Here is a 16,178-nt window from a genome sequence, read left to right as displayed (position 1 = left end):
ATAACAGGGGGCCTTGAAATATGTTTCTGACTTCAATTATCGAAGATCGAATTGACCTGTTTTTTCTTCAGTTCTTCTGTTTTTTCTTTCACCAGCTGTTCCAGTTTAATCACGGCATTCAACTGGTTAACCACATCAATAAAACTGTCCCACTGTGCCATGTTATTCAATATCTGATCCATGGATTTCAAAATCTCGTCCTGACGCGTATGGATCTGTTCCATCGGGTCAGGGGAGTCTCCGCGTAACGTTTCCAGCGACTGTCGCTGTAGTTCCATCTCACGATCATGCAGATCTTCCAGGGGTTTGAGCACTGTCTGTGAAATCAACTGATAGGTCTCTTCTCCTCCGAGTTGGTTCAGCTTCATTTCCTCAACCGAAGCGTTCAACGCATGGCTGACCTGTCCTGTTTCCCGTCTGACCAGTTGATGCTGTCGCATCCAGTCGGCAGCCTGATCCAGACTTTGTGCCAGCTTCAGTTGATCTCTCAATTGTTCCGCCTGATCCCGGGCTTTCCTTAATCGCGAACGCAACTGCTGTTGCCTTAACAGTATTTCCCGAAACAGTTCTTCCGGTTTGACAACGCGAAACACCAGTTGACGGGAACTCGTCTGCTGCACCCCGGTATAACAGTTATCCTCCGCATGACTTTGAAACGTGATTACCGCACCGGGACTTAATTTCAATTCTGAGATCGACACACGTTTTTCGTCTTCTATCACATTCTCCACCGCAGGATCCGCAGGTCCGTAGACGGGATAATCTTTTTTGGTAACTGCCTGTTTTTTCTTTTCTGCTTCCGGGTTTCCAAACACCTGATCCAGAGCCGCTTCCGTCACATTCTGACTCTTTTTCGTTTCTGTTTCAGCCAGTGGCAGATTCGAATCCATGCCCACCCACCTGATACCAAAGTCGTCGCGGGCGATGATCGAGAAGGGGATCGTGGCGTCTGCTGTAATCCGCTGTCGAACTCCTGAATACCGGAAACTCAATCGAGGACCACGATCCGGCTGCACACCGATCGAAACCGGTCGTGGATGCGAATGAATCTCATGCTCTGCCGAGTGTAACGTCAACCGAAAGTTGACAGGTTTCTCATGCGTCCATGCTGCCTGAAAATGCTTACCATCTGTACTCTTCCATTGTAACGAAACGTCCTCAGAATCAACGTCAATCTCCCGGACTTTGACATTTGTCGTCAATTCCAGCAGCACCTCCGATTGCGGCAATAATCTCACATTCCCCTCGCTGGCTGAGAAATGTGACACAAACGGTTCTGAGAGCCGGGGATGCGTCGCCTGCAGCTTCAAGTCGGTAATGCGGGGACGATCAATGGGCACAATCTCAAAAGGCTCCGATTCACCATCTCCGCCCCAGGCATAAGCTTGAACCGGCAGTTGCAGCGGGGGCACTTCGTATCGAAAATCCCCCTCCTGAAAACGGTTCATTGTTATCGTTTCACTGTTTCCCTCTTCTCCTGTCAGGTACAGCCACACACTTTCCGTCGGTTCTTCCTGATCTTCGACGACCACCTGTAATGCTGCCGACTCCCCGCGGGGAATGATCCACTGTCCATCCTTGAGCCCCACGACCGTCAAACGCGTATTGCGCGGCCAGGGCGCGTTCGACCCTGCAAACCACCGCTGACTCCATAACCGGCCCGCTTCCGGCGCTGCGATTCCAAATCCCACGGGAATCAGAATCACCGCCAGCAAAATCAACAGGCAATTTCGCGTATGCCGGGAATCAATCACTTCCTGAAAGGAATACTGACTGAGCGACTGATAATTCGACTGTACCGCCTGTTCAATCATCGGCTGAGACTGTTCAGACTGTGTCAGATGACCAGGCAACTGCAGCACACTGGCAACACGCGGCGCCAGTGCCTGTTGAGGAATCACTTTTTGGGAACGGTCGATCAGATTCGCAATTTCAATGGGGGACAACGAAACCCGCAAAGGCAGATAAACATACCGGTAGATCAGATAACCCATCACCGCCACGCAAACCAGTAGATACAACATACGAGCTACCAGGCTCAGCCCCAGCCACCAGTCAAACAATAAAGACAGACTTGCCAGTCCCAGCAGAGCCGCGAGAATCCGCACCGTCGCTTCCAGCAGAGTATGTCTGCGTAAAGCGACCCCGACGCGTTCCAGCTTCCCGGAAATCGTCTGCTGCAGCGCCTCGAATTCATCAGATCGTGGCGTGGGTGACATCTATCAGAAACTCCTTCGAATCGTTAATCCAGTTGTTAAATCAGTCGACACCATTTTCGCAAAATCCATTCTGTGACCAGCAGACCGAAAATCAGTATATAAAACAGGGGCGCATCCCAGATCTCCTGTCGTTCTTCCAGCAGGCGGGAGACCTGTTTGATTTTGAACGCATTCACGATTCCGTCTGACTCCGAAAGATCAAACACACGCCCTCCCGTAGAAACCGCCATCGTCTGCAGGAATGCTTCGTCCAGAGTCGGGTTTTCCAGTTCCTTGTTCGGAAACTCGACTTTAATCGGCAGTGTCGCTGCTTTGACGGTCGCGCCTGCCGCTTCGTCCCCCAGCCAGACTCGCACGAAATAAGTTCCCGGCTGCGTGACCGGAAACGAGGTAGAAAACTCACCCGCTTTGTTTCCCGGAGTGAGTGTCAACGGTATCGGCTGATCATCACCGCGTTCGACATCACCGTACAGGCGCTGCAACCCCGGTTCCATTTGCGATTCATCCAGAAACCGGGCAATGATTTTTGCCTGACCGCCCGGTTGGTAAGTGGCCTGGGGTGTCGACAGTCGAAACGGATAATTTCCCCCCAGCTGTTTGCTGCGCCCCGCACGATCCACGACGCGTGCCCAGAAGCCATCAAAGAACTGATCATCCAGGTAACGCCAGCGATAGGTACTGTCAAAACCGATAAAGATCGACCAGCCGGGTCCCACTCGCTGTGAAGCAATCAAAACTTCCTGACCATATTCATTACGCATGCGGGGATCGGCGTGCACTGCCAGAACGGTTGCGCCCGGCTTGGCTTTGGTAACGGGGAAATGCCAGAACATCCCGGGCAGATTATCCAGAATCTGTTCATTGGCCTGGCGATCCGTAGAAAAAGTGAAGATCGGATCCTGAAATCCCGGATCCGTCACATCCAGCTTCCAGGGCGAACGCGCACTCAGGCGGATCTGCACCTGCGATCGAAACAGACCCGGTTCCCGGATGACGGGCAGCAGATTCAGCCAGCTGAGCGACGGATCAGACTGGCGATCAAACATCTGTGCCGTCTGCATTTCGCCGGCAATATAAACGAGTCCGCCTCCCGCCTTGGTGACGAAGCTTGTCAGCAGTTCCGGAAAGTTGATCGGCCACTGAGTTGGATCGGGGTCGTACAGGATCACACAGTCATAATCATTCATCTCTTCCTGGGTCACAGGCAGCCGACGGATCGGCAGGTCTCCCGGATGTTCGTAAGTTTTATCAGCGGCCATCAGCCACGATGAGAGCTTAATCTGTCGATCACGCAGAAACGTATTCCGCAGGAACTGCACTTCGGGAAATGTGGAACCGGCGATGAACAACACATTCAGACGCTGACGAATCACCCGCACTTCCGCGGACGCCAGATTGTCATCCTGCGAGATTTCCGGGCCTGCATCGACGATTTTGGCCCGAAACTCCAGTTTCCCGGTTTTGGTTTCGCTGAATTCGTATGTTTTAGGCTGCAGGGCGCCGTCCAGATTGAGCACGATCTCTTCGCGGATAAATTCCTGCCAGGGGCCGCCGTTCCTGCGCTGCTCGATCACTAAAGTGCCCGATTCCGCCTGCATCCCCCGCGATTCAATATGCACGGTGATCTGATTGGGATCCTGCACAAAGACCACCGGGCTGGCTTCCAGTTCAGTGATCGCGACATTCCGTGGCCCGTCGGTGGTTCCCACGCCGACTGTCACCAGAGGCACACCTTCATCTGAAAGCATCTGCAGAACTTCTTCCGGCGCTTCTCCTGCCGTCGACTGACCATCGCTGACAATCAACACTCCCGATAAAGGCATTCCCGAATACGACAGTAGTGCCTGCCTCAGGGAACTGGCAATCGCGGTTCCCGTCCCGCCTGGCTGCCATTCTTCACTAAGTGACAGCGCCTCGGGATTAAATTTGTCAGAGAAACTGTGGAGATGAACGGTGCGTGCTCCGTCCGCGGACAGTTTTTTCAGGAACGGTTCATTCACCAGTTTCTGAGCCAGTTGCATCCGGTTCATCTGTCGCAATGCCGCCGTATCTGCTGACATGCCCAGATTTCGGGAGACTTTGTTGGCTTTGTCCTCATCCTTCCAGGCGTCTTTTAATGACATCGAAAGGGAATTATCCAGAAGGACCAGCAGATGCGAGGGGATTTTCTCCTCTTTGCTGAGCACCAGAATCGGCTCCAGCAGCATGGCAATTACCAGCAGTACAATAAAAATACGAATCGTATACAGCAGACAGCGACGCACGAAAGGGACCTGCCGGGCGTCACGTTGATAGAGCCACCAGCCACCACCAATCAAAACGAGAACCCCCAGAATCAGCAACAGTCGCCAGTCTCCTCCAGGCAGCCCGACCCACTGCGCAGACCAATGGCCTCCTTCGGTCCAGGTCGAAGCTTTGATGCCAAACAGGAATTCCAGAAAACCGTTCAAAGTCACTTCTTTCTGTTTATCGCCGACGGCCAATAAAAGTCGCCAGCATACTTTCTGAGATCAGACAGCCCAGTAACACCACTGCCAGGTAACGCCACAACTCGGTCCCTTCGGTAGTGAGGTCCATTTCTTTCCCCTGGTACCGAATCAGCTTTAAAGGCATCTTTCCCAGAAACTGCTGTAAAGCCGGTTCATCCAGTTTCTTCTGTAACGAGTCATTCACATCGGCATTGATCGCAAATTTTTGTGTCTGTTTTCCGAGTTGCGCATCCTGCCACTCGGCTTCCACAACACCGGCAAAGCGAACCGCGGGAGAACTGAGTGTGGTTTTGCCCTCGGCATTGCTGGCAAAGACAAGTTCCAGGGGGTTCTGTTCCTGCTCCAGCCAGATCAGTTCGCCCGACTGAGGTGCCGTAACCGTATCCAGTTCAAAATGGATGGGCTCACCTGCCGTCAGATTCTCGCCCCGTTGAATGTCAGCGGCGATCTGTTGTGCCGCGACACGCATTGCCAGAACAAAACTCGCCTCGGCAGGCCAGTCGCTCCACTTCTTATCTGCGGTAATGGTCCACAACAGCACGCGTCCTTCGCCAAACCGTTTTTCCAGAACCGCTGGCGACTGTTGTGCATCATTCCAGCGTGCCAGCACGCGTGTCTGTAACGAATCGGCTCCGGCATCCAGGGTCACATCGACGAAACGTCGCGGTCGGATGCGGCTCAACAGTTCGGGCGTCAAACCTTTCAGTAATTCAATCGGCGAATCTGCAATCGGTTCAATCACCAATCCCTGGGAAGAGAGATCCCGTACCTGCTGCAGTCGTGCCGGCAGTAGTCCATTTCCCCCTTTGTACAAACCCTCGTTATAGAGCTGCAGATCACACTGGTCGCCGGCAAAGATCATCAGTCCGGTTCCCAGAGAGACCAGCTCTTCGAGTTCTTTGATTCGCTCTTTGGACAATTGATCGACGTTGGCCAGTACAATCAGGTCGGGAGCCGTTAAAAGTTGTGTTTTCCAGGTCGAGCTCTCCGCCTGGGTCACCTGCCAGTTGGAATTCCCCGCAGAGAGTGCCAGTGCCAGAAAATCGGTTTCACTTTCAAACGGATTCAGTCCCGGCTCTCCATCCACAAGTACGACATCTACCATCTGGCGTACGTTGATGATCTTGCGCTGCACATTGTCATCCAGTAATTTGTCAGCAGGAATGCTGAGTGTGACCGTATGCTGACCCGCCTGGTCAAATCGTACACTGATTGGCACACTCACCGTTTTCTCAGCTGGAATTTCAGGTAGTGTCACCGGCGTCACATTGCCATCCACGGTTAATAACGCCTGTCCCGATTTCAAAGGTTCTTCACCGGCATTTTCGATAATCGCCGTCAGTTTCACTTCCTGGTCCACCAGTGCGATCCGACTATCCAGTTCCAGGGAGCGTAATACGCGATTGCCTGCCGGCTCATCACCGATATCAATAAAGCGGACCGTCACCTGTTCCTGAGACCAGCGATCAAACAGATCACGCACCTCATCGGTCCAGCCGGCCTGCCAGAGATCAGTGATAATGATGACTTCCTTGACGGGGAAGGTGGCTTCCTGAAGCTGGCGATCGATATCTTCCAGTGTCGACATCCAATGACTGCCTGTCTGGGAATGCGACAATTCATTCACGCGGCTGACCAGTTTTTTTCGTTCACTCTCATCCAGATGTGACATCCGCACCAGCGGCGCAGCCGGATTCGATGCCAGAACGACAGAGACAGAATCCTGGGGCCCCAGCTGATTCAGTACCTGTCGCGTAGCATTCTGGGCCCGTTCAAAGGCACTCTGATCGGTCTTCCGATAAGCCATACTCAGCGAGTCATCAATCACAATCACGCGACTGGCCCGGCCTTCGACAGATAGAAATCCCGCCAGATTGGTCCCGGAACTGATCGGACGGGCGACCGCCAGAAACAAAGCCAGCACTGCTAATGTGCGAATCGCCAGCAGCAGCCACTGTTCCAGTTTCAAGCGACGCTTGTTGGTTTTGAGGGTCAGTTTGAGATATTCCATCGGCGCCCAGTCCACGCGGATAAACCGTCGCCGGTTTAACAGGTGGATGATAATGGGGGCGGTTGCCAGAACCGTTCCCGTCAGTAATAAAGGGGCCAGAAACTGCATAGTGTCTTTCGAATTTCTCTTTCTGTCAGGAACGTTGTTCTACATCGGGGGCAGGGGAGTTCGAAACGATTTCCGACTGGGTCTCCTGGTTTGAAGTGCCCGCCAGTGCAGACATCCTGCCACGATGCGTTTTTGCCCCCGCAAACTGTCGGTTGTGTAAATAACGGCTTAAAACGACTGCCAGGTTTTCATCCGTCAACACCTGCAGATAGTCAATGCCACAATACTGACAGCGCTGACGGGTTTCCTGAATGAACTGTTCCATGGCCGCCTGGTACGCTTTATGAAACGCCCAGGGCTCGGCGAAGATCTCTTCTTCGCCTTCGATGTCCTTAAAGATCACAGAATCCTTAAAAGGCATCTCCACTTCATCACGATGCAGGATGTGTACCACGATCACTTCATGCCCGGCGTGCTGCAGTTTCCCCAGCGATTCATAAAACCGATCCAGAGGCGTCAACAGATCTGACAGCACGACCACCACGCCGCGTCGATGAATCTGGTCTGCCACCTGGGATACCGCAGGGCCGATATCTGTTTCTCCCTCCAGTTCGACCTGCTTGAGGACCTCGATGAACTTCGAAAGATGGGAGGGCGTGCTCCCGGTTCGCAGATCTTCCTGCACGTGGTCATTCAGAATCGCCAGGCCCACCGCATCGCGCTGTTTCAGTAAGACTGCCGACAGGGAGACGGCAATCGTGGCCGCGCAATCATATTTCGAATTCTGGGGTCCTCCGTATGCCATCGAAGAGGAAGAATCGATAATAAACACGGCGCGCAGGTTTGACTCTTCTTCGAATCGTTTGATATAGAAACGGTCCGAGCGTGCGTAAGCTTTCCAGTCCAGATTTTTCAGATCATCGCCGGGTGTATAACTGCGGTAGTCTGCAAATTCAGGCGACAGACCATGTAGAGGACTGCGATGCAGGCCGGCAATCGAACCTTCGACAGGCTGTTTTGTTTTGAATCCAATCCCTGCAATCCGACTGATGATTTCAGGATTTAAGTATTCTTTCATACTGTCCATCCTTTCCGGCTGCACTCTGTTGTAACGGCGTTTCTTCAATCAGTTTTTCGATCACGGTATCGGGAGACTGTCCTTCGGACTCGGCATTGTAAGACAATACAATCCGATGTCTTAACACTGCTTTCGCGACAGCCTGCAGGTCTTCCACAGTGACTTCAGGGCGACCATAAAGCGCGGCACGAGCTTTCGCCGCGAGGATCAACGACTGCCCGCCACGAGGCCCCGCGCCCCACAGAACCCAGCGATTGATGAATTCAGGAGCATCATCTCCGTCCCGACGGGTGGCCCGGATCAGGTCCATTGTATAATCGACCAGAAAATCACTGATTGGCACACGGCGGACCAGATGTTGCAGTTCCAGAACTTCTTCCCCGGTCAACGTTGATTCCGGTTCCACCTGATCATCGCCTGTGACCGCCTTATAAATCTGGCGTTCTTCGTCGCGCGTCGGATACTTGACGATGATCTTCATCAGGAAACGGTCCAGCTGTGCTTCGGGCAGGGGATAGGTCCCCTCCTGTTCAATCGGGTTCTGTGTCGCCAGAACAAAAAAAGGACGGGGGAGCTGGTAATGTTTGGTTCCCGCCGAGATGTTCTTTTCCTGCATCCCCTGCAGTAATGCGGCCTGCGTTTTGGGAGGCGTACGGTTAATTTCGTCGGCCAGCAACAGGTTCGTAAAGATGGGACCTTCAATGAATTTGAATTCCCGGGTCCCGCTTTGACGGTCTTCATAGATCACGTCGGTTCCGGTAATGTCAGCGGGCATCAGGTCGGGAGTAAATTGAATCCGCCCGAAATCCAATGACAGGCTTTTGGCGAGTGTCGAAACCAGCAGCGTCTTTGCCAGCCCCGGGACACCTTCCAGAATACAATGTCCGCCAGCCAGAATACTGACCAGCAACTGTTCTACGACATCGTCCTGACCGATCACGACGGTACGAATCTGTTCTCGGATGCGTTCCTGGGCCACTTTCAGTTTTTCCAGTGCGACCATGTCTGGTGCTGTTTTAATCTCTGACAAGATTCACTCCCTGTTCTACCAGTCTGAAACGACCGGTTATATTCGTTAGACTGAGTCCAGTTTTACTGTAGCGTCTCCAAGGCCATTTGAGACGAGTAGATTAGATTGAACGACGCTCTGGTTAAATGTGATACGCTCTAGAAATTCATCGTTGATAAATGGGTAAGTATTTGTAAGGCAGCTGCAGGACAATCAACGCCACACTGGTACCGAAAACGGGACCCACTCCATCTCCATTCCAGCTGCCGTTGGATGTCTGTGATTTGACCAGACTGTCCCGCTGACCGGGATAATAGGCATCCCAGTACTCATCGCCTGCCTGATAAAACGCCTGGGCGGCGTAAAGGTTCAAATAAAAATAATGTCCCGACTGAAATCCGTTTTTCCGATTCTTGAACTGGCCATAGACATATTCCATACATTCTTCCGCAAGTGGTGATTCGTATTCTCCTGCGGAGTACAGGCAGGTAATGGCAGCCGCGGAAATCGGCAGTCGGGTATCGTTACCTGAGTTATAAGAGTAACGAATCCCTCCTTCGGGAGTCTGGCAGAGTTCCAGGTAGCGGACCGCATTTTGAATGGTACTTTTAGGCACGGTAAAGCCGGCATTGTGTGCCGCGCGCAGTCCCTGCATTTGCGTGACGGTCACACTCCCTTCATCGCCACCTCCAGGCGTATAGATCCAGCCTCCCCTATTACTCTGACCGGAAGCCGTTAACTGAATCCCGTCTTTGACGACTTTGGCAATCCGGTCGCGCACTTTCGCGTCTGTCTCCATACCGTATACGCTGGACAGAAACAGGAGTGAGAAACCATGGCCGTACATCGGACGACCATTTTCTGCGCCTGCAGCGATCAACCCATTTCCCTGTGCCTGGCTGAGAACATATTCGGTCGCTTTACGAACCTGGTCAGCATAAGGACCACGACTGGAGGTATTCCCGTTGGCCAGAAAGGCGATGCCAGCCAGCGAAGTCATGGAAACCGGGTACGTACTGCCATCCTGAGTGGTCTGAAAGCTGCCTCCAGGAGTCTGCTGTTTGGCCAGGTATGCCAGCCCGCGTTCAATTGATTTGACAGCAGCAGGCGTCATATGTTTGGGGAGAATCTCTTCCCCACGCATTTCAACTGGTCTGACGATTAACATCAGACACAGCGTACAGCCCGTCAACAGTGTTTTAAATTTCATAAGACGCCCGTCCTTGAATTTCCTGCCTGTTACTCAATGGAATAAGTCACACGCACTGCCACCGCGATCGGGATGGCTTTCAATAAAGTCGATGCCTGTTCTTCAGTCTGATTGACTCTTGTCGCTGACATGTACTGTGAAATGATCTGATTATAAATGGCTGCCGTATTTTTCTGACTGTCACCGACGCCATCAACGGAGATCACTTTTCCCAGTTTGACGCCCGTGAGCTTCGCCAGCTTCTCCGCCTGGGACCGCGCATCTTTGACGGCCTGTTCGTAAGCCGCTTCTTTCAGTTTTTCCACGTCCGTCACTTTGAATGTAGCCATTGTGTTGCGGGCTTTTGATGGATTGTAAGTACCCGGTACACTAGGAGAAGTGTCGTTACCGATAATCACACCGGCATCTTTACCGGAATCGACGATGCGTACAATCATTTCCAGCAGTTCCTGGGAGCTCAACTTATCGATTCCAGTCACGCGCAGTTTGAGTGTTTCAGACACTGACAATTCCTGTGAATCCGTATTATTCACTGCCATGCCGCGCATCATGGCCTGCATCTGACTCGCATTCAAAGAAGAGTAAAGAGACAGGCCTTCTTCCACGACTTCCAGCCCCGGGATCTTCAGATTTTTGAAAGCGGTTTCCGCCCGTCGACGATTACCATGAAACTTGGTAACCGCATCGCCGGCCAGTTGTCCCTGGCCGATTACAATTCCCGTCAGTTCAACAACGGAAGGCTTTGCTTCGACGCTGCCCAGCCCCATCACCGTAATCCCCTGATTTTCGGCTGCAGCAGACGAATGCGTCATCATGCCCCAGCAAAAGAGGACTGCCAGTGAAAACATAGTAACTCGTTGTAACAATCGGGACAGACCACTCATATTCAATTCCGTATCCAGTCGTTTAAAAGTGATTCATTCGTGTTAAGGTTTTGACTTCTGATCTGATGATCCAGGGATGGTCACCGGGTAGGCAGTGACAGCCTGATTCGAAACACACATTATCAGCCCCTGTCTGAAATCGATCGAGCCTCCCAGCGAAGACAGATCATGCCCTCGATAGATTCCAAGAATGTCACCATTTGTCTTGGAAATTTCAAAAATCCCCCGGCTGGTGAATACCCAGAGCTGCTCCGGATCGAGCAGGGCACTCATACCTCCGGCAGCTACGGGCAACTTGACTGCCCAGTTCAGTTCATGCGATTTGCGGTCAATGGCTTCCAGTTCCCGTGACAGGAGATAGATATTCTTCTGATCGATACCCACCAGTTGTGCCGATGTTTTGATCGGGCGTTCCCAGAGCATTTTTTTTGCTGCCAGATCCAGAGCAAAGACTTTATCCATGCCTGCTTCTTTGAAATAAACCAGATTCTGATCCCGCAGCATCTGTCCTTCGGAATGCAACAGAACATCCTCATCAATCGCCGCATAGTAATAATTGGTATTGGTCTGATCGACTTTGTAAGGGTACCGGAATGCCCAGTTGATGGCTTTGGTCGAAAGATCGATCTCAAACAGGGCACCGTTATTCGTCAGAATCAGCAGGCTGCCCCCGGTCTTCCGCAAAATCGGAACCGGCATGACAGGCATGCCGTTCGAGGTGTTTCCAGCAACCACACTTCCCAGGGGAATCGACCACTGTTTCTTCCCGGTTTTCAACTGCAGGCAGTTCAGTGTCAGTAGTTTATTATTCTGCTGATGTGAAATCACATAAATCTGCTCGCCAGCGACGAGCGGTTTTGAAATAAAGCTCTCATTGGTCTGACTGCTCTGCCAGAGCTGTTTTCCGGAATCCCGATGATAGGCAATCAATCGATAACAGGCACGATACCGGTTCATCTCTTTCTGGGGAATCAAGGTTGTCAGTACATAGTTGCCGTCGACAGTAATATGGTACTGGTTCAGATTGGATGACTGATGAAAGCTGTAATTATTGAAGTTGGTGCCGAGGTCTTTGAACTTCGCGTTCCGCCAGACCAGCTTGCCGGTCTGCAGATCGACGCCGAAACAGATCCCGTAAAAATTAAAATAGGCCCGTTTGTCATCCACGGCCATCGGGGGCACGAATGTCTGATACGATTTACTGCGTCCATAATAGTCAGACTGGGAATTGACGATTGCCTGTTTTGCCGCCTGGTCCAGATAAGTGACCTGCCAGCGAGGTGCTATCTGTTTGTCTGACATCTGAAGTGGCTGAGAAATCCGATTCGAAAGCGCAGTCGTCGCAACAGAGTGATTGTCACTTTTTTCAGAGTCAGCAGGCATCAACGACTTGAGATACATCACAGGATCGACCGCGTCGCCTCCTAATGTCACTTTCTGATCGGAATACTGTTGAGAGATGAGTTGAATCGTCGCAGCCGCCTGTTCCATCTGCCCGTTACGTATCAGGGCGAGCGCGTATTTGACATTCAGATCCATTTCGGAAAGATTGGAATCAGGATGGTGTTCCAGCACAGCACGCCAATAGCGTGCCGCCTGATGGAACTGCCCCTGCTCGAACGCATCATTACCCAGCAGGTCAGCGACATCATCACCGATGGAAGTTAAAAAATACTGGGAATATATTTTTCGGGCTTCCGCTGCCGCCTGGGGAGTCACCAGCCTGCCTGACGCATTGAGATCTTCAAACTGTTTGCGGGCTTTGCCGTCAAAGAACAGTCGAAACGCCTCGCGTCCTTCGGGAGGCAAGGCAGTCAGCGCCTGAAAGACTCTGTCTTCCGCATCGATCAGAAATCCATCACTGGTCGGCAGCAGGCGCGAGGTAGATTTTGTCTCAGAGAGTTCCTTGAGCGACGTCAGCGCCTTTTCCCACATCCGATGCCGGATATAACGTTCGTAGTCTTCCAGCAGATTCAATTTTTTCTCATCCACCGAAATGCTGAACCCCGGCATTTTATGGGGAGAGGTAACGTCCGCCGCCACGGCATCCTGAACGACGGCAGCACCATTCACAACAAAGACCTGTGCTTCTGCCAGTGCAATGGGACAGAAAAGCCAAACAGCTCCCCCCCAAAGCAGGCATTGCTTCCAGACTGATTTCAGATTGAAGTGTTTCAAGTGCGCACCCATAGATAACATAATCCATCCTTAGCCGACGAATGGCCTGTTCCTTCGTAGAATATCAATTGTGTTGGCGCGATCTATAAGAACATAACCAGGATGGTTGTGGGGTGACAGGAGTTCCCGGTTTTTAAATAATCCCTCGTTTTTTCTGATCTTCCCTCGCACATTTCTGCAAGAAATAAACCATGTCATCATTGTACACCACATGGTGATCAGAATTTCAAGGACTATTTTGTCGCTTTTTGCTTTTTTAATAACTTTCCGTTTTTTGAATTTCCCCCTTCATTTATTTGCTGAGGAAAAACAGCTGCCTCTCAGGCATCCTGCAGTTCAAATTCTACCTGTTCCAGCTGCTGACCGTTGACAATAATCGCCAGACGATGGATGCCGGGATAATACCTGCGTGTGGAAATGGGTTTGAAGGAATGTTTTGATCGATAGACTCTGGAATGCTCAGGGTAAACGCCTTCCGAAATCTTAAATACTTTACGGGTTGTCGCGCCTTTCTGTCTCACAAATTCAACGGCATATTCCATGCGGATTTGCCCCAGTTCCGTTTTATGTGAAACCAGTTCAAATTCAAACCTCACCTCTTCTCCCATGCTGATGACAGACGGCTGGAGTTCAAACTTTCTGATTTTGAGGTTATCCGGCCGGCGATAACCGAACAGAGCCAGCGTCTGCGGATCTCCCTGTTTTAATAATGTCCGACAGCCGTGCTTTACAATCCAGCGTGTTTCCGGTTTTCCTTTGAGCCACTGTTCAGCCAGAGACAAAACGATTTGAGGATGATCTTTGGAGATGTCATTCAGATGATTGGCGACGCTCCGCCTGACATATTCACTGGAATCGGATTTCAACCGTTTCAGAATTGGCAGCAGGGGGGCAGGATTCTGTTTAAAGGCCGGTAAAGCCATTGCCCACGGCAAACGGGGGCGACTCCCCTCGGAAGCCAGCCTGCGAACATGCTGATCCGACGATGCAGCCCAGAGCTTCAACTGGCGGATCATGCGTTGCTGATCTTGCACAATAAACGGACGGACGGCAAATTCGCTGCTGGAGAACTTCGTAAAATGTTCCAGTGCTGCCATAGAGCGATCCCAGTCCTTCAGGCCGTAGACTTCAACAAAGTCAGGGAAGAACATTGCTTCAAAACCACCAAAAGAGGGGGCAGCCCGCTCTAAAACGGTGAGTGCAGTCCCATAATCATTCGGCAGAAACTCATGCAACGCATGCGTAATATGCCGCATACGCTGTTTCAGTTCACGCTGCTCCCATTCCGCGTCAAACACAAACTGCAGCATACGCTTGCGAGGAAAGCGCGGCGAATAGCGGGCAAGTTCCTCAATCAGTCGATTGAGATAGGCTTCATCGTAGCGGTCTTTAAGCGGTTCAGGCATGAATCTCGTTTCAAAGCTGATGACATTTCACAATTCTGCTGACAGACGGCAGAGTCCGCCGCGTATCGTACTCTTTCTTTTGTCTCACCACAAACAAAACAGGCCCGCCTGTCGCAGTTGACAGGCGGGCCTGGATAAAATTGAAATTACGGATACGGTTATCCCATGAGTTTGGTGACGGCCTGGGCTTTCACCAGTTCGCGGGGCTGATTCAGATGGTTATACACAATCGTTTCCGGATTAATTCCGAACGAATGATAAATCGTTGCCAGCAGTTCGCGGGGATGGACGGGATCTTTTCGCGGGCTCGAACCGGTTTTGTCCGATTCACCATGCACGTAGCCCCGTTTAATCCCGGCACCTGCAAGCAGGGAAGTATAACAGTAAGGCCAGTGATCGCGTCCGTCATCACTGTTTGAGTTTCCGGAAGTACTGACGCCGCGTTGCGGACTGCGTCCGAATTCACCAACCGCCACGACCAGAGTCTCATCCAGTGTACCACGGTCGTACAAATCGGAGATCAGACTGGCCAGTCCCTGATCGAACATGGGAGCCGACTGATTTTTCAAACGATTGGTCAGACCGGAATGGACGTCCCAGGAATGGTTATTGGAATTGGCAACTTTCGGCCAGACCACTTCAACGACACGCGTTCCCGCTTCCACCAGACGTCTTGCCAGCAACAAACTCTGGCCAAACGTATTGCGACCATATTGATCACGGACAGCATCCGATTCCTGATCCAAAGCAAACGCATCACGGGCACGCCCGGAAATCACCAGATCCAGGGCACGACTGTAATATTTATCGAGCTTGTAGTCCTCAACCGCTTTGTTGAGTTGAGGCATGCCTTTGTTGATTGTGTCACGCAGACTGGCGCGACGCTGCAGACGGGATGTATAAACATCGGGACGCAGTTTCAGGTCGTCGACACTGATCTTGTCCATCTTATTCATATCCATATCGTCTCCGGGTGGATACAGATAGTAAGGATCATAGGCACGTCCCAGGAAGCCTGCGGTACCCGCTTTGCCGACCACATTACTTTCCTGCAGAGGACGAGGCAGCATCACGAAAGGTAACATGGAAACCTGTGGTGGCTGCAGACGGATCACGTTGGAACCAAAGTTCGGGAAGTCCTTGGGACTGGGCGGTTCCAGCTGGCCGGAAGGGCTGACCTTGTCGGTCGTGTAACCGGTCAACATCTGATAGATGGCAGCGGTGTGATTGAAGAGTCCTTTGGGTGTGTAGCTCATCGAACGGATCATCGTGAACTTGTCATTATTCTGAGCCAGATTGGGAAGCAGCTCGGTAAACTGCACACCGGGCATTTTGGTGGAGATCGGCTTGAATACACTGCGTACGTTATCGGGTACATTTTCTTTAGGATCCCACAAATCAATGTGGCTGGGGCCCCCTTGCAGAAAGATCAGAATGACACTTTTGGCTTTGGCCCAGCCGGGGCCGCCACCACCTTCATTACTGTTGGCCGCCGCTTCCTGCAGTTGCAGCATGGACCCCAGTCCCATACCCATCATGCCGGAACCACCTACCCGCAACAAATCACGTCGTGAAATTTGATTTCGAGACTCACATACTTCCTTGCCTGGTTGACCGGGAATGATCAGCATTTCAATATCTCCTCA

10 protein-coding genes are annotated in these 16,178 nt (G+C 51.8%); all 10 read right to left on the bottom strand.

All coding sequences use genetic code 11. The features are described 5' to 3' along the window. Window positions 1-32 precede the first annotated feature (32 nt). Complete coding sequence (locus GmarT_RS13780; RefSeq protein ID WP_002686233.1) at window positions 33-2,219, bottom strand: hypothetical protein; 2,187 nt, start codon at window positions 2,217-2,219, stop codon at window positions 33-35. 35 nt (window positions 2,220-2,254) lie between these two features. After that, window positions 2,255-4,702: a vWA domain-containing protein gene (locus GmarT_RS13775; RefSeq protein WP_002686234.1), complete on the bottom strand. Its 2,448-nt coding sequence runs from the start codon at window positions 4,700-4,702 to the stop codon at window positions 2,255-2,257. Next, window positions 4,686-6,827: a BatA domain-containing protein gene (locus GmarT_RS13770; protein ID WP_002686235.1), complete on the bottom strand. Its 2,142-nt coding sequence runs from the start codon at window positions 6,825-6,827 to the stop codon at window positions 4,686-4,688. Before GmarT_RS13770 ends, GmarT_RS13775 begins: the two co-directional genes overlap by 17 nt. Window positions 6,828-6,852: 25 nt before the next feature. Then, window positions 6,853-7,845 carry a DUF58 domain-containing protein gene (locus GmarT_RS13765; protein WP_002686236.1) on the bottom strand — a complete coding sequence of 331 codons (993 nt, stop codon included), beginning with the start codon at window positions 7,843-7,845 and terminating at the stop codon, window positions 6,853-6,855. Continuing rightward, on the bottom strand, window positions 7,823-8,848 hold the full coding sequence (locus tag GmarT_RS13760) for an AAA family ATPase (RefSeq protein WP_002686237.1): 1,026 nt from the start codon (window positions 8,846-8,848) through the stop codon (window positions 7,823-7,825). The genes GmarT_RS13765 and GmarT_RS13760 overlap by 23 nt, the downstream gene beginning before the upstream one ends. Before the next feature lie 172 nt (window positions 8,849-9,020). Beyond that, window positions 9,021-10,064, bottom strand: coding sequence for a prenyltransferase/squalene oxidase repeat-containing protein (locus GmarT_RS13755; RefSeq protein WP_002686238.1), 1,044 nt, complete (start codon window positions 10,062-10,064; stop codon window positions 9,021-9,023). Between the two features lie 29 nt (window positions 10,065-10,093). Continuing rightward, the gene (locus GmarT_RS13750; protein ID WP_002686239.1) at window positions 10,094-10,912 is read right to left on the bottom strand and encodes an SIMPL domain-containing protein; all 819 of its coding nucleotides are present in this window, start codon (window positions 10,910-10,912) and stop codon (window positions 10,094-10,096) included. A gap of 78 nt (window positions 10,913-10,990) precedes the next feature. Next, window positions 10,991-13,147: an outer membrane protein assembly factor BamB family protein gene (locus tag GmarT_RS13745; protein ID WP_081459518.1), complete on the bottom strand. Its 2,157-nt coding sequence runs from the start codon at window positions 13,145-13,147 to the stop codon at window positions 10,991-10,993. A 299-nt stretch (window positions 13,148-13,446) separates the two neighbouring features. Then, on the bottom strand, window positions 13,447-14,532 hold the full coding sequence (locus GmarT_RS13740; protein WP_002686241.1) for a DNA alkylation repair protein: 1,086 nt from the start codon (window positions 14,530-14,532) through the stop codon (window positions 13,447-13,449). Between the two features lie 158 nt (window positions 14,533-14,690). Beyond that, window positions 14,691-16,163 (bottom strand): DUF1501 domain-containing protein, encoded by a 1,473-nt coding sequence (locus GmarT_RS13735; RefSeq protein WP_002686242.1) that lies wholly within the window; start codon window positions 16,161-16,163, stop codon window positions 14,691-14,693. Window positions 16,164-16,178 lie beyond the last annotated feature (15 nt).

The sequence above is a fragment of the Gimesia maris genome (genome assembly GCF_008298035.1).
GTDB lineage: Bacteria > Planctomycetota > Planctomycetia > Planctomycetales > Planctomycetaceae > Gimesia > Gimesia maris.
Note: the sequence above shows the minus strand (reverse complement) of the source record. Positions and strands in the feature narration are given on the sequence as shown.

Coding starts and splice junctions, on each gene's coding strand:
- GmarT_RS13745 (WP_081459518.1), bottom strand. CDS start 13,147: ATGTTATCTATGGGTGCGCACTTGAAACACTTCAATCTGAAATCAGTC.
- GmarT_RS13770 (WP_002686235.1), bottom strand. CDS start 6,827: ATGCAGTTTCTGGCCCCTTTATTACTGACGGGAACGGTTCTGGCAACC.
- GmarT_RS13755 (WP_002686238.1), bottom strand. CDS start 10,064: ATGAAATTTAAAACACTGTTGACGGGCTGTACGCTGTGTCTGATGTTA.
- GmarT_RS13740 (WP_002686241.1), bottom strand. CDS start 14,532: ATGCCTGAACCGCTTAAAGACCGCTACGATGAAGCCTATCTCAATCGA.
- GmarT_RS13760 (WP_002686237.1), bottom strand. CDS start 8,848: ATGGTCGCACTGGAAAAACTGAAAGTGGCCCAGGAACGCATCCGAGAA.
- GmarT_RS13765 (WP_002686236.1), bottom strand. CDS start 7,845: ATGAAAGAATACTTAAATCCTGAAATCATCAGTCGGATTGCAGGGATT.
- GmarT_RS13735 (WP_002686242.1), bottom strand. CDS start 16,163: ATGCTGATCATTCCCGGTCAACCAGGCAAGGAAGTATGTGAGTCTCGA.
- GmarT_RS13750 (WP_002686239.1), bottom strand. CDS start 10,912: ATGTTTTCACTGGCAGTCCTCTTTTGCTGGGGCATGATGACGCATTCG.
- GmarT_RS13780 (WP_002686233.1), bottom strand. CDS start 2,219: ATGTCACCCACGCCACGATCTGATGAATTCGAGGCGCTGCAGCAGACG.